Raw genomic sequence first — 16,043 nt, forward strand, 5'->3', positions numbered from 1 at the left:
CGGCGTTGCCGCCGCCCTTCGCCGGATAGAAGATTCAGGCCGCCGTTACGGGCAGGCGTGCCGCAGGCCGTCATAGCCGAGATAGGTGCCCGAGGCGGGATCGTAGGACCTGTAGCGCTGCGCGCAGTAGCTCGCGTCGCCACCCGGTGCGGCTTCCACGGCGACAGACGGTTCGTCGTAATAGCCGTAGCTGTCGTCATAGTAGCCGGGGCCGTAGCCATAATAACCGGAGCCGTAATACGCGCCCGAGGCGAGGGCGCCGCCGACGACTGCACCGGCCACCGCGCCGGGCCAGAACCCGCCGCCACGGTGGTAACCGCCGTGCCAGCCGCCACCGCCGCCGCGCCAACCACCGCCGCCGCCGCCGGCCCACTGGCCGCCGCCACCACCGCCGTGCCAGCCGCCGCCACCGCCCATGGCAGCACCACGACCGCCGCCAAAGCCGCCACCGCCGCCACCGATATGGCCGCCACCGCCGCCGCCACCACCGCGTGCACCACCGCCACCGCCCATCGCACCCATCTGCGCGGCGGACTGGGCGAACGAAACGGTCGGCGCCACAGCCAGCGGCAGCGCAAGCGCCAGAGCCGCTGCGGTGCTCAGAACCTTCACATTGATCATTTTGGACTCCATCAAAACGGATAATGTCTAACCAATTCTGCGGTTGGACGTTCCCGTGCTCCACATTGATTGTGGGTCATCTTTGCTTGCGCGCCGGCGCATGTATGGCAGCTGAACAAAACTCTCCGTGACCGCGTCATTTGGTCGCCGAATGGGGCCCCTCGTCGGGGGCCATGGAGTGGCGGGCTACCTTGGCGGCGGCTGGACATTTGGGGATTCAGGTGGCATCAGAGCCGGACTGCCTCGAACCGACGACCGGCCACGCATGAAACAATTCCTGCTGAAATTCTTCACCTGGTGGAACGGCCAGACCTTTGGCACGCAATTGTGGACCTCGCGCTACGGCGAGCTGGTCGGCGAGGACGAGCAGGGCAATCGCTACTATCGCACCAAGGGCGGCGAGATCGACCCGACGCTGCATTTCGAGCGCCGCTGGGTGGTCTATAACGGCTATGCCGAAGCGTCCCGGGTACCGCCGAGCTGGCACGGCTGGCTGCATCACACCGTCGATGTGCCTCCGACCGAGCAGAACTACACCCCGCGGGAATGGGAAAAGCCGCATCTGCCGAACATGACCGGCACCGCGCAGGCTTACCGTCCGTCCGGCTCGACGCTGGCGAGCGGCCGTCGTCCCAAGGCGACCGGCGACTACCACGCCTGGACGCCGCGAAGCTGACCCTCGCGCATCGTTGTGTCTGCCGCGCACGCGCGTAACGCCACGCGTGTATCGCACGCGCCTGTGGCAGCGCGGGGCGCGCCTGTGGACAACGGTAACAGCGGGGACAGCTGGGCGGCGCCCGAGGTTGTGTGCTTGCGTTACGCGCGGGTTCGCGGCTCAATGAAGCCATCTTACGGAGATGGGAGACCATCGCGTCGGATCGGGCTCCAGATCGCGACTGTCCCGATGAGCAGCGGCCTCCGAGTTGGATGCGGCCGGGAGATAGGCCCCCGGTACAGATGTCCTGAAATCGCCCGCAAATGTGAGGCTATCGTAAGACAGGAAAGGCCGCCCGGGAAACCAGGCGGCCTTTTTCTTTGCGGCGATCAGGTCAGGACAGCCGTGCCGCGGCGCGGCCCATCAATTGGCTGCGGCGCGCGTGGGCCGGTCCCATCCGCTCCTTCATGAAGGCGAGGATCTCGGCCGGCGCGGTGTCGGGCGAGCCGGCATTGAACGGCGGGGCCGGGTTGTATTCGAGCCTGAGCTGGATCGCTTCCGCGGTCTTGCGGTCGACGAGCTCGGACACCAGCGTCAGCGCGAAATCGATGCCGGCCGTGACGCCGCCGCCGGTGAAGCGGTTACGATCGACGCAGACGCGGGTCCTGGTCGGAATGGCTCCGAAGCCCGAAAGGAAATCGATCGCGCTCCAATGCGTGGTGGCGCGATAGCCCTTCAGGAGACCGGCCGCGCCGAGCACCAGCGATCCCGTACAGACCGACGTGACGTATTTCGCTCCCTCGGCCTGCTTGCGCAGGAAAGCCAGCATCTCCTCGTCGCCGACCATGTCGTCGGTGCCGAACCCGCCGGGCACGCAGACCACGTCGAGCTGCGGACACTGGGCAAAGGTCGTGGTCGGCGTCAGGACCATGACGGAGTCAGTCGGAACGGGTTCGATCCGTTTCCAGATCAGATGCACCTTGGCGCCTGGGACCGAGCAGAACACCTGCAGCGGGCCGGTCAGGTCGAGCTGGGTCACCTTCGGGAAGACGAGCAATCCAATCTGCAGGGGTTCGGACATCGGAGGTCTCCAAATTGCGCTTGACGGAACCACGGTGCCATGGTGGCCTCCTGCCCAAAATGGCGTATTTCCCTCATTTTCAGACCTAGTGACCTCTGCGAGGATTTGCGATGATCGGCATCCTGATCTTTCCTGACTTCCAGCTGCTCGACGCGGCCGGCCCGATCGCGGCCTTCGAGATCGCGGCGCGCTTCGCCAACAACGCGACGGCGATCAGGACGATCGCGGTGAAGGCGGGGCCGGTGCGCAGCTCGTCCGGCGTCGAGATGCTGGCACGCGGCCTCAAGCCGTCGGCGGCGATCACGACGCTGATCATTGCGGGCGGCAACGGCGTGCGTACGCCGGCGACCTGTCCGACCACGCTGTCATTCGTGCGACGGATGGCGGGCCGCGGCATTCGCGTCGCCAGCGTCTGCTCGGGCGCCTATGTGCTGGCCGAGGCGGGCCTGCTCGACGGCCGCCGCGCCACCACGCATTGGCAGCGCACGCCGCATTTCGTGAAGGCCTACCCGAAGATCAAGCTCGAGCCGGACCAGATCTTCGTCCGCGACGGCAATATCTGGAGCTCGGCCGGCATCACCGCCGGCATCGACCTTGCGCTCGCGATGATCACCGAAGATTACGGGGACGAGGTCGCGCAGAACACCGCACGGCAGCTCGTGCTGTATCACCGGCGCAGCGGCGGGCAGTCGCAGTTTTCCTCGCTCTTGGAATTGAAGACGCCGAACGGCCGGTTCGGGCCGCTGCTCGCCTGGGCGCGCGAGCATCTCGACGCGCCGCTGACGGTCGAGGACCTCGCGGACAAGGCCGGGATGAGCTCGCGGCATTTCACCCGCGCCTTCATCGCGGAGACCGGCACCACGCCATCGAAAGCGGTCGAACGGTTGAGGATCGAGGTGGCGCGGCAGCGTGTGCAGTCGTCGGGCGAGGCGATCGAGCGTGTCGCCGAGATCACCGGCTTCCGCGATCCGGAGCGGATGCGCCGCGCCTTCATCCGCGCCTTCGGCCAGCCGCCGCAATCGCTGCGCCGGGCCGCGCGGGTGGGGTAGGCGCCAAATTCATCGGCGCTGCCGGCAGAGGCAATTTGAGTTTGGGACAAGCTCGTTGTCCGATCTCACACGATCCGTGCTTTGCACTGATGAACCGGCGCGAAGGTTCCCGTGACCTACGTTAAGTGGGCGTTGGGGACCCGAGGAGGTTCTACATGACAAAGCATCGAACGATTACTGGGTTCGTGGCTGTCGCCCTGCTGGCTGTCACGGCAACCGCCGCTACGATGAGGTCGCACGCGTCCCGGACCGACGGCATTGTCGCCTCCGGCACGGACACGCTCCCGGCTAAGGATTTTAACGACCGCTGGTCCGCGATATCCGCTCTGCCTCCCGCAACCGACATGGCCGAGCGTGCACCTGACGCGCGTTAAATAGGTCATTGACGGAGGTCCGGCCCTTTCGCGGACTCGCCGCGCGTAGAGATCGCCCCCTCGCAGCACAAAAGCCCCGCCGAAGCGGGGCAGGATGTTGAACGACTTAATCTTGAATAGAACGATTAGTCTTGAATAGAACTAGCAGGTCCGCCGCGCCGGAATAGCGCAGCCATTCACATCACCAGGATCAGCCCACGATCGCAGAAATACACGGATGCGCTGAGCACGAAACGTGCCCCAGCCGAAATATCACTAGCTTATATCACTAGCTCAATGTGTCGGTCGCGATCTTCTTCTTGAGTGCCTCGCAGGTATCCCTGACCTCTGTGGTCATCAACGAGACGGCTTCGATCTGCAGGAAAAAACGCTTGCCCTGATCGCGGTAACCTGCAGCGAACTCCTTGATTTCCGCGATCATCTCATGGACGCCTGCCACCATTGCCTCGCAGTTCTTGGCGGCCAATTGCAGTTCCGTTCCAAGGGCCTCGATCTCTTTCACCGCCGCTTCGTATTCACGCACGACCGCCTCGGCGGATAGCTTGCCCACCTCGTTGACGCCGTTGCGGTGCTCGACGTAGTCCGGCATCGGTGAGAGAGGCCGAATGTTGCTGCGTGGTCGATGCGAATTCATCGTGTCGACTTCGCCCTGCAACTGTTCCAACGGGGCGCGGGCGAGGACTTCAGCACTAACACTCATGCGAACGCTCCATAAGTTGTTACGGCGAATGGAGTTTAGCAATGTCAACGGATTTGTCTTGCTTTTCCACAAGTTTGAAGCAGTCCAATTGTGCGCTGCAGCATGGCGAATTCCACATTTGCGTCAGTGCGGCGCGTCGGGATGCCAGCCGAGCAGGGCCAACATCACGATGAAGCCGACGACGTAGGCGATCATGATCGGCCAGCCCTGGGTGATCCATCGGATCACCGACTTGGCTTCCGGATACATGTTGGACACCGCAACGCCCGCGGACGACCCGAACCAGACCATCGATCCGCCGAATCCGACCGCATAGGCGAGAATGCCCCAGTCGTAGCCGCCTTGCTTCAGTGCCAGTGCGGTCAATGGAATGTTGTCGAACACCGCCGAGACGAAGCCGAGTCCGAGGGCGCTCTGCCAGGATGCGGTGGGTAACTTCTCCACCGGCATCATCGAGGCTGCCGTCACCAGCGCGAGCAGGAACACGGTGCCCTTGAGCGTCTCGGGCATCACCGACCAGTCCGGTCGCCGCAGCAACGAGGTGACGAGGATCGCGGCCCAGACGGCGAGGCCGAGCACGGGCAGCGCATCGAGCAGCGCGGGGAATTTCAGATTGGCAGTGACATTGGCTGAGAGCGCGGCGAGCAGGATCGCCGCGACGATCGCGACGCGCGACCAATCGATAGCGAGGCCGGACGGTGCGTTCTTCACGATCGGGGAAAAGCGGTGTTGCTGCAGCGAGGCCGGCACCGCAAACACCAGCATCGCGACGGCGGCGGCGAGATAGGCGTCGACGACGGTGAGCGGGCTGATGCCGTCGATCCACATCATCGTCGTCGTGGTGTCGCCGACGACGCTGCCGGCGCCGCCGGCATTCGATGCGGCAACGATGGCGGCGAGATAGCCGATATGGACGCGGCCGCGGAACACGTGGCGCGCAACGGTGCCGCCGATCAGCGCGGCCGCGATATTGTCGAGGAAGCCCGACAGCACGAACACGATCACCAGCAGGATCAGTCCGCCCTTCCAGTCATCGGGCAGCAGTGCCGGCATCTCGTCGGGCATGCGGCTCTCTTCGAAATGGCGCGACAGCAGCGCAAATCCCATCAAGAGCAGGAACAGGTTCGCGAGCGTGACCCACTCATGCTCCATGTGATGCGCAAGGCCGGGCAGGCCCGCACCGAATTTTGCAAAGCCGGCAAATATCAGCTTGTAGGCGATGATCGCGGCAAGGCCCGTCAACGCCACGGCGAGCGTATGGTGATGGAAGATCGCGACGCCAAGCAGCGTCAGCGCGAACAGGATGAAATCGAGCGGGATACCGTAGACGAGGATGGGCGTGAGCAAGATGATCTCGATGGCTGGAGTGCCCGGCGGCATGAAGCGCGTCCGGCCGCACTATCGTGCGGCGCGGGGAACTTCAAGGCGCGCTAATGCCGCAAGCTGCGCTCGCCATGCGCTCGCGAGCCTTGATCGGGGACGGCGCCAAGCACGTCGCCCCTGATCGGATCGCTTAGCCCAGCGTCTTCAGCCAGGCGCTGATCTCGCTCACCGCGACATTGGCCTGATTGAGCAGCTTGCCCATGGTTAAGAAGCCATGGAACTGGCCGGGGAAATGTCGGTAGGTCACGGGCACGCCGGCGTCCTCGAGGAATTTCGCGTACTCGTCGCCTTCGTCGCGCAGCGGATCGGCGCCGGCGGTCAGCACGTAGGCGGGCGGCAGTCCGGCAAAGTCTTTCGCGCGCGCGGGCGAGGCGCGCCAGTCGCTGTCGTCGGCGTCACCTAGATAATGGTTGCCGAACCAGCCGATCACCGAATGCGTGAGCAGGATGCTGGTCTCGGGCTCGCGATGCGAGGGATGCTTCCGCGAGAAATCGGTGGCGGGATAGACCAGCAGCTGGGCGGCGAGTTTTGGGCCTCCGTCGCGCGCCGTCAGAGCAACGACGGCCGCGAGGTTGCCGCCGGCGCTGTCGCCACCGACGATCAGGTGCGCGGCGTCGATGCCGAGATCCCTGGTGTTGGCGGCAACCCATCTGGTCGCGGTGACGGCATCATCCACCGCGGCAGGGAAGCGGTGCTCGGGCGCCAGGCGATAGTCGACCGAGATCACGATCAACTCGCCCTCATGGGCAAGCTTCTGGCAAACCACCTCATGGGTATCGAGATCGCCGATCACCCAGCCGCCGCCATGGAAGAACACCAGGCACGGCGCGAGCCCGTTGGTCTTGCGCAGCGTCTTCGGCGTGTAGATGCGGGCGGGGATGGTGCCGTGCGGCGCCGGGATCGCAAGCGCGTCGCTTGATTCAAGCGCGGGCGGCTCGGGATTGGAGACGACGCGGGCGGCCCGATAATATTCGCGCGCTTCCGGCGCGGTCAGCGTCTCGTAGGCAGGGCGGCCGGCCTCCTGGAAGGCCTTGTAGACGGCAGCGGCATCGGGATCGAGAACGACGGGCATGGACAACAAACCTTCTTGTGATGCTGAACTGAAATGTCAGGCGGCGGTGCGGCCGCCGTCGACGGTATAGGCGGAGCCGGAGACGTAACTCGCCTCGTCTGAAGCAAGGAAAGCGACGATGGAGGCGACCTCGCTCGCGAGCCCGAGCCGGCGCGCCGGGATGCGGTCAACGATCTTCTCGACCGGCGGCGGCGCATTGCCGCCGGAACGGCCCTGCAGGATGGTGCTCAGCATCCGGCTCTCGATCATGCCGGGACAGACGCAATTGACGCGCACGCCGGTGCCGGTGCACTCCCAGGCCGCGCTCTTGGTCAGTCCAATCACCGCGTGCTTGCTGGCGCTATAGACCGCGATCATCGGCGATCCCATCAGGCCGGCGATCGAGGCGGTGTTGATGATGCTGCCCTTGTTCTGCTTCAGCATGACCGGCAGCACATGCTTCATGCCGAGGAAGACGCCGACGACGTTGACGTCGAGCACGCGGCGAAAGCTCTCCAGCGAGTATTCCGGGATCGGCTTGATGTCGCCCTCGATGCCGGCGTTGTTGTAGAAGGCGTCGATGGTGCCGAAGCGGTCCACGGCGGCGCGGACATAATCCTTGACCTCGTCCTCATCGGTGACGTCGGCGGCGATCGCGAAGGCCTCGGCCGAGGCGGGCAGGTCCTTGACGGCGGCCGCGAGATCGGCCCCCTTGCGGTCGACTGCGACAATCCGCGCACCGCGTTCGGCGAGCAGACGGAGCGTGGCGGTTCCGATGACGCCGGCAGCCCCGGTGACGACGGCGACCCGGCCGTCGAGCCTGATGCGATCTGGCATGTTGGGTTTCCTCTGGCTGGTCCGGTTCGGTCCGGATTTTCCTGGTTGTCACGCGGTGCCGCGCGCCTTCAGCGTGAGCACTATCACACGTGTTCCCAAGGGTTGACCAGAGCTTGACCAGTGCCGGGCCAGTGCGCCGGGGAGGGGTGGCCGGGCGCCCTTTCCCCGCCCTATTTGGCGTGTTAACCGGTGGCCTGCGAGCGGCTGATATCAAGGTAGACTGTCGCGAGCCCGATTCGCCCTTTAAAGCCGCGCGAGATGCTTCGAACCATTGCCCTGACTGGCTTTGCGGCCATGGTTGCCGCCTCAACCATCTCGCTTGCGCCGCCCGCGCGCGCGCAGATCGGAACGATTTTCTCCGATCCCGCACCGCGTCCGCCCGGCTCGATTCCGCGTGGTCAGGTGGCTCCTCCCGGCGACGACGACGAAGAAGTGCCGGAATTGCCGCGCGGCCGCCTGCTGCCGACGCAGCCGCGGGCGTTGCCGCCAGGGCAGACGGTGCCGCCGCCCGGCAGCGTGCAGTCGCAACCTTTGGCGCCGCCGCCCGGCACCACGGTGGCTCCTCCGGGCACGCAGCCCGGTGTTGCCGTGCAGCCGCCGCAACCGGGCGGTCCAGCCGTTGCCAGCACGCCGCCCGGCGCCAATCCGCTGCCTGGCCTGCCGCCGGGGCAGCGTCAGCCCAAGGGGACTCCGCAGGGCACGCCACAGGGCACCCCACAGCAGACGCCTGCCACGTTGCAGCCGGGCGACGAGGTCGTGCAGGAGCCGCCGTCGACCAAGATCACCAACAAGAAGGCGAGCTTCTCCGGCCTCGACAAGGTCACTGGACGCATCATCAATTTCGACGAGGATATCGGCGAGACCGTGCAGTTCGGCGCGCTGCGGGTGAAGACCGATGCCTGCTATACGCGGCCGTCGACGGAAGCCGCCAACACCGACGCCTTTGTCGAGGTCGACGAGATCACGCTGCAGGGCGAGGTGAAGCGGATCTTCTCGGGCTGGATGTTCGCGGCGAGTCCGGGTCTGCATGGCGTCGAGCATCCGATCTACGACATCTGGCTGACCGACTGCAAAGGGCCGGACCAGACCATCGTGACCGCCGCGCCCGATCCGCCGAAGGCGCCGACGCCGCCACCGCCGCCGGCCCAGAAGCGCGCGCCGCCGAAGCAGGCCGCGCCACGCCCGCCGCCGCAGCCGCAATACCAGCAGCAGCAGCCGCCACCCCCGCCGCCCCAGCAGCAGCGGCCGGGCGGATTGTTCGGCGGATTATTCGGGAATTGATGGGCACTTCGGAGCCGGATTACGCTTTCGCTTCATCCGGCTACGGCGCAGTCATACTTCAACTGCGCGCGGCGATGATCGCCAGCGCGTCTGCGCCCTTGACCGGCTGCGCGGCATCGAGCCTGCGGAAATCCGCCGGCGCGCCCGTGATCGCCTTGTCGAGCAGCGCGCGATAGCGACGCCGCGGGATCTCGACCGCGCCGAACGTCTTCAGATGCTCGGTCACATATTGCGTGTCGAGCAGTTCGAATCCGCCCGCGATCAGCCGGGCCACCAGATGCACCAGCGCGACCTTCGATGCGTCGCGTTCAGTGTGAAACATGCTTTCGCCGAAGAAGGCGCGGCCGAGGCTGACGCCGTAGAGGCCGCCGACCAGATTGTCGTCCTGCCAGACCTCGACGCTGTGGCAATAGCCCGACGTATACAGCCCGAGATAGAGATCGCGGATGCGCTTGTTGATCCAGGTGTCGTCGCGGCCGGGCTGCGGCGCTGCGCAACCCGCGATCACGGCCTTGAACGCGGTATCGACGGTGACCGTGAACACATCCGAGCGCACGGTGCGCGCCAATCTGGAGGCGACACGGAAGCCGTCGAACGGAATCACGCCGCGCAATTCCGGCTCGACCCAGAACAGGGTCGGATCGTCGGCGCTCTCCGCCATCGGGAAGATGCCGCAAGCATAGGCGCGCAGCAGCACCTCGGGCGTGATCTCGGAAGAGGCGGAGTCGCGTGACGTCATGCCACTGAGGATAGCAAAGCGCGGGCGGTCTTGCGATGGGGCCGGCCGGCCCGGTCGCGACGTGTTGACGAAACGCGCCGGTTCCTCCACAAGCCGCGCCATCCCGCCGCAGTTTCCAGAGACGGACTGCGCGGCCATGCTACATTGCCACAAAAAGATGGCGCCGCCGCCCGGGACATGGTGGCTGCGCGACCGACAATCAACACAGATGAGGGGGACGCTGCATGAAAATGTCATGGCGGACGTTTGCGCCGTTGCTGGTCTGGCTGGTGATCTATCTGGTCCCGGTGCCATCGGGGCTGAACGCCAATCAGTGGCACTATTTTGCGGTGTTCGCCGCCGTCATCACCGGGCTGATCCTCGAATCGATGCCGGTCGGTGCGGTTGGCCTGATTGGCCTGACGGTTGCCGGCGTCGGCGGCTATGTCGAGCCCGATCCGAACAAGTCGCTGCGCTGGATGCTCGGCGGCTTTTCCGAGAGCACGGTATGGCTGATCGTCGGCGCCTTCGTGTTCTCGATCGGCTACCGCAAGAGCGGGCTCGGCCGCCGGCTGGCGCTGCTGTTGGTACGGGGGCTCGGCCGCCGCACCATCGGGCTCGGCTATGCGGTGGCGTTTTCCGATCTCGTGCTGGCACCGGCAACGCCGTCCAACACCGCGCGCTCGGGCGGCACCATCTATCCGATCGTCAGCAACATCCCGCGCATCTATGGCTCCGAGCCCGGTCCGACCGCGGGCAAGATCGGCACTTTCGTGATGTGGACGGCGTTCGCGACCACGGCCGTCACCAGCTCGCTGTTTCTGACCGCATTGGCGCCGAACGCCGCGGCGCTCTCGATCGCCAAGAAGCTCGTCAACATCGAGGTCGGCTGGTCGCAATGGTTCATCGGCTTCGCACCGCTCGGTATCCTCTTGCTGCTGCTGGTGCCGCTGCTCAGCTATTTGGTCTGCCGGCCCGAGATCAAGGAGAGCCCCGAGATCGTGACCTGGAGCGAAGGCGAGCTCGCCAAGATGGGGCCGCCGTCGCGGCACGAATGGATCATGGCGGTGCTGGTGCTGCTCGCGATGTTCCTGTGGATCTGCGGCTCCAATCCCAATATCAGCGTGCCGCTGCTCGGCTCGAACTTCATCAACGCGACAACCGTGGTGTTCGTCGTGATCTCGCTGATGCTGCTGTCAGGCGTGATCGCGTTCGAGGACATCGTCGCGGAGAAGAGCGCGTGGGAGGTCTTTTTCTATTTCACCTCGCTGCTCACGCTGTCGTCGGGCCTCAACGAGATCGGCTTCATCAAATGGGTGGCCGAGGGCTATGCGAAGCCGCTCTCCGGCACGTCGCCACTGGTCGGGATGATCCTGCTCGTCACTTTCTTCTTCTGGGTCCACTATTTCTTCTCGAGCATCACCTCGCACACCGCCGCCGTGCTGCCGGTGGTGCTCGCCGTCGGCTCCAGCATACCCGGCCTGCCGGTGCAGACCCTGATGCTACTCTGCGTCTATTCGCTCGGGCTGATGGGCGTGATCTCGCCCTACGCCACGGGTCCGGCGCCGATGTATTACGGCAGCGGCTATATCGGCAAAGGCGACTTCTGGAAGTTCGGGCTGATCTTCGGCGTGATCTACTTTGCCGGATTGTTGCTGATCGTGTTGCCCTGGCTACAAACGATCGGGTAAAATAGCCATAATCCAGCGAGAAACAGCGGCCGACCGGGAAGGAGGACTTTCCTTTCCGATTCTTAACGCGCTTTGTCCGACGGAAGCGTCCAAAATGCTTCCTCGGATGTGGCGCGCGCGGATTTCAGGGGACACATAGAGCCGCGCGAGCTCATTGGTGTTTCTTCGTGGGCAGGTTATGGACCAGCAGATCAAAGATCCGTCGATTGTGGCGCCAGAGCAAACCAGGCGAACGTCGCGCGGGCGAGGGTTTCTGACGGGATGTGTCGTGCTGGCGGTGCTTGCCGGCATCGTCTGGTGGACGCGGCAGCAGGCCGCACCCCAGCAGGCCGGAGGCGGGCGCAACGCCGGGCCGATGTCGATCGTGCCGGAGACCGTCGGCAAGGGCGATATCGGCGTCAGCCTCAACGCGCTCGGCACCGTGACCTCGCTCGCGACCGTGACGATCCGGAGCCAGATCAGCGGCTACCTGATGAAGATCGATTTCAAGGAGGGCGACGAGGTCAAGAAGGGCGACCTGATCGCCGAGATCGATTCGCGTCCCTATGAGGCGACGCTGGCGCAGTCCAAGGGACAGCTCGCCCGCGACGAAGCGCAGCTGAAGGGCGCCCAGGTCGATCTTACCCGCTACCAGAACCTCGCTGCGCAGAACGCCGTGCCGCACCAACAGCTCGATACCCAGGTTGCGCTGGTCGCGCAGTATCAGGGCACGGTGGAGGCCGACCGCGCCTCGGTGAAGTCGGCCGAAGTGAACTTGCAGTATTGTCACATCGTGTCGCCGATCAACGGCCGCGTCGGGCTCCGTCAGGTCGACCTCGGCAACTACGTGACGCCGGGCGACACCAACGGCCTTGTCGTGATCACGCAGCTCGAACCGATCAGCGTGCTGTTCACGCTGCCGGAAGACAATCTGCAGGCGGTCGCGAAGCGGTTGAAGGAGGGTGCGGTGCTGCCGACGGCGGCCTATGACCGCAGCGGCGCCAACAAGCTCGCCGAGGGATCGCTGCAAACCTTCGACAGCCAGATCGATGCGACCACCGGAACGATCAAGCTGCGCGCCCAGTTCGAGAACGACAAGCGCACGCTCTATCCGAACCAGTTCGTCAATGTCCGCCTGCTGCTCGACACCCACAAGGATGCCACGACGATGTCGACTGCCGGCATCCAGCGCGGCGTCCCCGGCACCTTCGTCTATCTCGTCAACGCCGACAGCACGGTCTCGGTGCGGCCGGTCAAGCTCGGCGTCACCGACGGCGATCGGGTCGAGGTCCTGTCGGGGCTGACGGCCGGCGATCGCATCGTGATCGACGGTGCCGACAAGCTGCGCGAGGGCGCCAAGGTGATCGTGCGCTCCGCCGCCGATGCCGCGAACCCGGCCGCCGGTGCTGCCAAGGGCGCGGCGAAGGGAGACGGCAAGGGAGATAGTAAGGGCGGCGCTGATCCCGACAAGGCGGGAGGCGGCAACCACAAGCGGCCCGAGGACGGGCAGAAGAAATGAACCCGTCGCGGCCATTCATCCTGCGGCCGGTGGCGACGACCCTGATGATGATCGCCATCATGCTGTCGGGCATGCTGGCGTTCAGATTCCTGCCGGTCGCGGCGCTGCCGGAGGTCGACTATCCGACCATCCAGGTGCAGACCTTCTATCCGGGCGCGAGCCCCGACGTGATGACGTCGTCGGTGACGGCGCCGCTCGAGGTGCAGTTCGGCCAGATGCCGAATTTGAACCAGATGAGCTCGGTGAGCTCGGCCGGCTCGTCCGTCATCACGCTGCAATTCGGCCTGTCGATCTCGCTCGACGTCGCCGAGCAGGAGGTGCAGGCCGCGATCAACGCCGCGGGCAATCTGCTGCCGTCGGATCTGCCGGCGCCGCCGATCTACGCCAAGGTCAATCCGGCCGACGCACCGATCCTGACGCTTGGCCTGACCTCGAAGACCATGCCGCTGACGCAGGTGCAGGACTTTGTCGACACGCGCCTGGCGCAGAAGATCTCGCAGCTGCCCGGCGTCGGCCTCGTCAGCATCAGCGGCGGACAGCGGCCTGCGGTGCGCATCCAGGCCGATATCCGCAAGCTCGCGGCCTACGGCCTGAATATCGACGATCTCCGCACCACGCTCGGCAACGCAAACGTCAACACGCCGAAAGGCAATTTCGACGGCGCGATGCGCGCCTACACCATCAACGCCAACGACCAAATCCGCAATGCCACCGACTACCGCTCGCTGGTCATTGCCTACAAGAACGGCTCGCCGGTCCGCCTCAGCGACGTCGGCAATGTCGTCGACGGCGCGCAGAACGACAAGCTCGGCGCCTGGATGAACGAGACGCCGGCGATCATCCTCAACATCCAGCGTCAGCCCGGTGCCAACGTCATCTCGGTGGTCCAGGGCATCAAGGATCTGCTGCCGCAGCTGCAGGCCACGCTGCCGGCCGCGATCGACCTCAATATCCTGACCGATCGCACCGTGACGATCCGGGCCTCGGTGCGCGACGTCGAATACGAGCTCGCGCTGGCGGTGGTCCTGGTCGTGCTTGTCATCTTCGTGTTCCTGCGCTCGACCCGCGCCACGCTGATCCCGAGCCTGTCGGTGCCGCTCTCGCTGGTCGGCACGCTCGGGGCGATGTATCTGTTCGGCTTCAGCCTGAACAATCTGTCGCTGATGGCGTTGACGATCGCGACCGGCTTCGTGGTCGATGACGCCATCGTCGTGATCGAGAACATCTCGCGCTACATCGAGGAGGGCGAGCTGCCGCTGGAAGCCGCCTTGCGCGGCTCCGAGCAGATCGGCTTCACCATCATCTCGCTGACGGTGTCGCTGATCGCGGTGCTGATCCCGCTGTTGTTCATGGGCGATGTCGTCGGCCGCCTGTTCCGCGAATTCGCGATCACGCTGTCGGTCACGATCCTGATCTCCGCCGTGGTGTCGCTGACGCTGGTGCCGATGGCCTGCGCAAAACTCCTGAAGCCGGAGAGCATGGCGCGCGAGAACACCTTCCAGCGGCTCAGCCGGGAAGGCTTCGACGCCGTCATCGCGATCTATGCGCGGATGCTCAACTGGGTGCTGGATCGCCAGACGCTGGTGCTGCTGGTTGCGCTCGCCACCTTTGGACTCACGGCGCTGCTCTATGTCCTCATTCCCAAGGGCTTCTTTCCGGTGCAGGACACCGGCGTGATCCAGGCGATTTCGGAGGCGCCGCAATCGGTGTCCTATGCGGCGATGGCCGAGCGGCAGCAGCGGCTCGCCAGCGCGATCCTGAAGGACCCGGACGTGCAAAGCCTGTCGTCGTTCATCGGCGTCGACGGCACCAACACCACGCTCAACAGCGGCCGCATCCTGATCAATCTGAAGCCGCATGAGCAGCGCAAAGCCAATGTCTCCGCGATCATGGACCGGATCAAGGCGAGCACGGCGGCGCTGACCGGCATCACGCTCTACATGCAGCCGGTCCAGGATCTCACCATCGAAGGCACGGTGAGCCGGACGCAGTACCAGTTCATCCTGCAGGATGCCGATCCGACCGAGCTTGCGGAATGGACGCCGAAGCTGGTCGACAAGCTCAGGGAATTGCCGGAGCTCAGCGACGTCACCAGCGATATCACCGCGCAGGGGCTTTCGGTGTTCGTGGATATCGACCGCGACCAGGCGGCGCGGTTCGGCATCACGCCGGCAACGATCGACAATGCGCTGTACGATTCCTACGGGCAGCGCATCGTCTCCACCGTGTTCACCAATTCGAACCAGTACCGCGTCATCCTCGAGGCCGATCCGTCGCTGCAGAACTCGCTGGATTCGCTGTCGTCGATCTACCTGCCGTCATCGGTCGGCTCGACGCCGGTGCCGCTGTCGGTGATGGCCAAGATGCGGGTGGAGACCGCGCCGCTGCAGGTCTCGCATCTCGGCCAATTCCCGTCGGCGACCGTCTCGTTCAATCTGGCGCCGGGCGCCTCGCTCGGCGGAGCGGTGACGGCGATCAAGCAGGCACAGGCCGACATCAACCAGCCGCTCGGCATGATCACGAGCTTCCAGGGCGCGGCGCTGGCTTTCCAGTCGTCGCTCTCAAACCAGCTGTTCCTGATCCTGGCCGCGATCATCACTGTCTATATCGTGCTAGGTGTGCTCTACGAGAGCTTCATCCATCCCCTGACCATCCTCTCGACGCTGCCGTCGGCTGGGATCGGCGCGTTGCTGGCGCTGATGATGGCCGGGCAGGATCTCACCATCATCGCGATTATCGGCATCATCCTCTTGATCGGCATCGTGAAGAAGAACGCGATCATGATGATCGACTTCGCGCTCGACGCCGAGCGCAACGAGGGCAAGCCGCCGCGGGAGGCGATCTACCAGGCCTGCCTGTTGCGGTTCCGGCCGATCATCATGACGACGATGGCAGCTGTCCTCGGCGCACTGCCGCTGATGATCGGCAGCGGCGCCGGTTCCGAGCTCCGGCATCCGCTCGGCATCTCGATCGTCGGCGGCCTGCTGGTGAGCCAGCTCTTGACCCTGTTCACGACGCCGGTGATCTATCTCTGGTTCGATCGCCTGGCGCTGCGGTTTGCCGGGCGGGCGGGCGAGGTCGGCGAGGCGAGCGGGTCGCGTTGA

The 16,043-nt window shown here is 65.1% G+C and carries 13 protein-coding genes; 6 read left to right on the forward strand and 7 right to left on the reverse strand.

Annotated elements, in window-relative coordinates; translation table 11 throughout:
• Positions 1-45: 45 nt before the first annotated feature.
• Positions 46-621: a BA14K family protein gene (locus ABIB78_RS06115; RefSeq protein WP_429022585.1), complete on the reverse strand. Its 576-nt coding sequence runs from the start codon at positions 619-621 to the stop codon at positions 46-48.
• A gap of 265 nt (positions 622-886) precedes the next feature.
• Here ABIB78_RS06115 and ABIB78_RS06120 point away from each other — a divergent pair, with 265 nt between their 5' ends.
• Positions 887-1,297, forward strand: coding sequence for an NADH:ubiquinone oxidoreductase subunit NDUFA12 (locus ABIB78_RS06120; RefSeq protein ID WP_429022587.1), 411 nt, complete (start codon positions 887-889; stop codon positions 1,295-1,297).
• A gap of 373 nt (positions 1,298-1,670) precedes the next feature.
• Here the strand turns inward: ABIB78_RS06120 and ABIB78_RS06125 are convergent, their stop codons facing one another.
• Positions 1,671-2,357, reverse strand: coding sequence for a DJ-1/PfpI family protein (locus ABIB78_RS06125; RefSeq protein WP_429022589.1), 687 nt, complete (start codon positions 2,355-2,357; stop codon positions 1,671-1,673).
• A gap of 110 nt (positions 2,358-2,467) precedes the next feature.
• Between ABIB78_RS06125 and ABIB78_RS06130 the strand changes: the two genes are divergently transcribed.
• The gene (locus tag ABIB78_RS06130) at positions 2,468-3,406 is read left to right on the forward strand and encodes a GlxA family transcriptional regulator (RefSeq protein ID WP_429022592.1); all 939 of its coding nucleotides are present in this window, start codon (positions 2,468-2,470) and stop codon (positions 3,404-3,406) included.
• A 642-nt stretch (positions 3,407-4,048) separates the two neighbouring features.
• Here ABIB78_RS06130 and ABIB78_RS06135 read toward each other — a convergent pair.
• The 4 genes from ABIB78_RS06135 to ABIB78_RS06150 form a co-directional block, all read right to left on the reverse strand.
• On the reverse strand, positions 4,049-4,480 hold the full coding sequence (locus ABIB78_RS06135; protein ID WP_429022595.1) for a hypothetical protein: 432 nt from the start codon (positions 4,478-4,480) through the stop codon (positions 4,049-4,051).
• A gap of 123 nt (positions 4,481-4,603) precedes the next feature.
• On the reverse strand, positions 4,604-5,827 hold the full coding sequence (locus ABIB78_RS06140) for a citrate transporter (protein WP_429022597.1): 1,224 nt from the start codon (positions 5,825-5,827) through the stop codon (positions 4,604-4,606).
• A gap of 166 nt (positions 5,828-5,993) precedes the next feature.
• A complete protein-coding gene (locus tag ABIB78_RS06145; protein ID WP_429022600.1) occupies positions 5,994-6,935 on the reverse strand; it encodes an alpha/beta hydrolase in 942 nt (313 codons plus the stop codon).
• 36 nt (positions 6,936-6,971) lie between these two features.
• Positions 6,972-7,751: an SDR family NAD(P)-dependent oxidoreductase gene (locus tag ABIB78_RS06150; protein WP_429022602.1), complete on the reverse strand. Its 780-nt coding sequence runs from the start codon at positions 7,749-7,751 to the stop codon at positions 6,972-6,974.
• Between the two features lie 258 nt (positions 7,752-8,009).
• Here ABIB78_RS06150 and ABIB78_RS06155 point away from each other — a divergent pair, with 258 nt between their 5' ends.
• The gene (locus tag ABIB78_RS06155; RefSeq protein ID WP_429022605.1) at positions 8,010-9,032 is read left to right on the forward strand and encodes a DUF2155 domain-containing protein; all 1,023 of its coding nucleotides are present in this window, start codon (positions 8,010-8,012) and stop codon (positions 9,030-9,032) included.
• Positions 9,033-9,090: 58 nt separating this feature from the next.
• On the opposite strand, the gene aat is transcribed toward ABIB78_RS06155, so the two are convergent.
• Positions 9,091-9,771 (reverse strand): leucyl/phenylalanyl-tRNA--protein transferase, encoded by a 681-nt coding sequence (gene aat, locus ABIB78_RS06160; protein WP_429023006.1) that lies wholly within the window; start codon positions 9,769-9,771, stop codon positions 9,091-9,093.
• Positions 9,772-9,995: 224 nt separating this feature from the next.
• Between aat and ABIB78_RS06165 the strand changes: the two genes are divergently transcribed.
• The 3 genes from ABIB78_RS06165 (at position 9,996) to ABIB78_RS06175 (ending at position 16,043) form a co-directional block, all read left to right on the forward strand.
• A complete protein-coding gene (locus ABIB78_RS06165; protein ID WP_429022607.1) occupies positions 9,996-11,441 on the forward strand; it encodes a DASS family sodium-coupled anion symporter in 1,446 nt (481 codons plus the stop codon).
• 178 nt (positions 11,442-11,619) lie between these two features.
• Positions 11,620-12,939, forward strand: a complete 1,320-nt coding sequence (locus ABIB78_RS06170; RefSeq protein WP_429022610.1) for an MdtA/MuxA family multidrug efflux RND transporter periplasmic adaptor subunit — start codon at positions 11,620-11,622, stop codon at positions 12,937-12,939.
• The gene (locus ABIB78_RS06175) at positions 12,936-16,043 is read left to right on the forward strand and encodes an MdtB/MuxB family multidrug efflux RND transporter permease subunit (protein WP_429022613.1); all 3,108 of its coding nucleotides are present in this window, start codon (positions 12,936-12,938) and stop codon (positions 16,041-16,043) included. Before ABIB78_RS06170 ends, ABIB78_RS06175 begins: the two co-directional genes overlap by 4 nt.

Source organism: Bradyrhizobium sp. I1.14.4 (genome assembly GCF_050435825.1).
Lineage (GTDB): Bacteria > Pseudomonadota > Alphaproteobacteria > Rhizobiales > Xanthobacteraceae > Bradyrhizobium.

What these genes read in the sequence shown, in the direction of transcription:
- ABIB78_RS06165 (WP_429022607.1), top strand. Translation starts at nt 9,996, where the DNA reads ATGAAAATGTCATGGCGGACGTTTGCGCCGTTGCTGGTCTGGCTGGTG.
- ABIB78_RS06150 (WP_429022602.1), bottom strand. Translation starts at nt 7,751, where the DNA reads ATGCCAGATCGCATCAGGCTCGACGGCCGGGTCGCCGTCGTCACCGGG.
- aat (WP_429023006.1), bottom strand. Translation starts at nt 9,771, where the DNA reads ATGACGTCACGCGACTCCGCCTCTTCCGAGATCACGCCCGAGGTGCTG.
- ABIB78_RS06135 (WP_429022595.1), bottom strand. Translation starts at nt 4,480, where the DNA reads ATGAGTGTTAGTGCTGAAGTCCTCGCCCGCGCCCCGTTGGAACAGTTG.
- ABIB78_RS06130 (WP_429022592.1), top strand. Translation starts at nt 2,468, where the DNA reads ATGATCGGCATCCTGATCTTTCCTGACTTCCAGCTGCTCGACGCGGCC.
- ABIB78_RS06115 (WP_429022585.1), bottom strand. Translation starts at nt 621, where the DNA reads ATGATCAATGTGAAGGTTCTGAGCACCGCAGCGGCTCTGGCGCTTGCG.
- ABIB78_RS06125 (WP_429022589.1), bottom strand. Translation starts at nt 2,357, where the DNA reads ATGTCCGAACCCCTGCAGATTGGATTGCTCGTCTTCCCGAAGGTGACC.
- ABIB78_RS06175 (WP_429022613.1), top strand. Translation starts at nt 12,936, where the DNA reads ATGAACCCGTCGCGGCCATTCATCCTGCGGCCGGTGGCGACGACCCTG.
- ABIB78_RS06170 (WP_429022610.1), top strand. Translation starts at nt 11,620, where the DNA reads ATGGACCAGCAGATCAAAGATCCGTCGATTGTGGCGCCAGAGCAAACC.
- ABIB78_RS06145 (WP_429022600.1), bottom strand. Translation starts at nt 6,935, where the DNA reads ATGCCCGTCGTTCTCGATCCCGATGCCGCTGCCGTCTACAAGGCCTTC.
- ABIB78_RS06120 (WP_429022587.1), top strand. Translation starts at nt 887, where the DNA reads ATGAAACAATTCCTGCTGAAATTCTTCACCTGGTGGAACGGCCAGACC.
- ABIB78_RS06155 (WP_429022605.1), top strand. Translation starts at nt 8,010, where the DNA reads ATGCTTCGAACCATTGCCCTGACTGGCTTTGCGGCCATGGTTGCCGCC.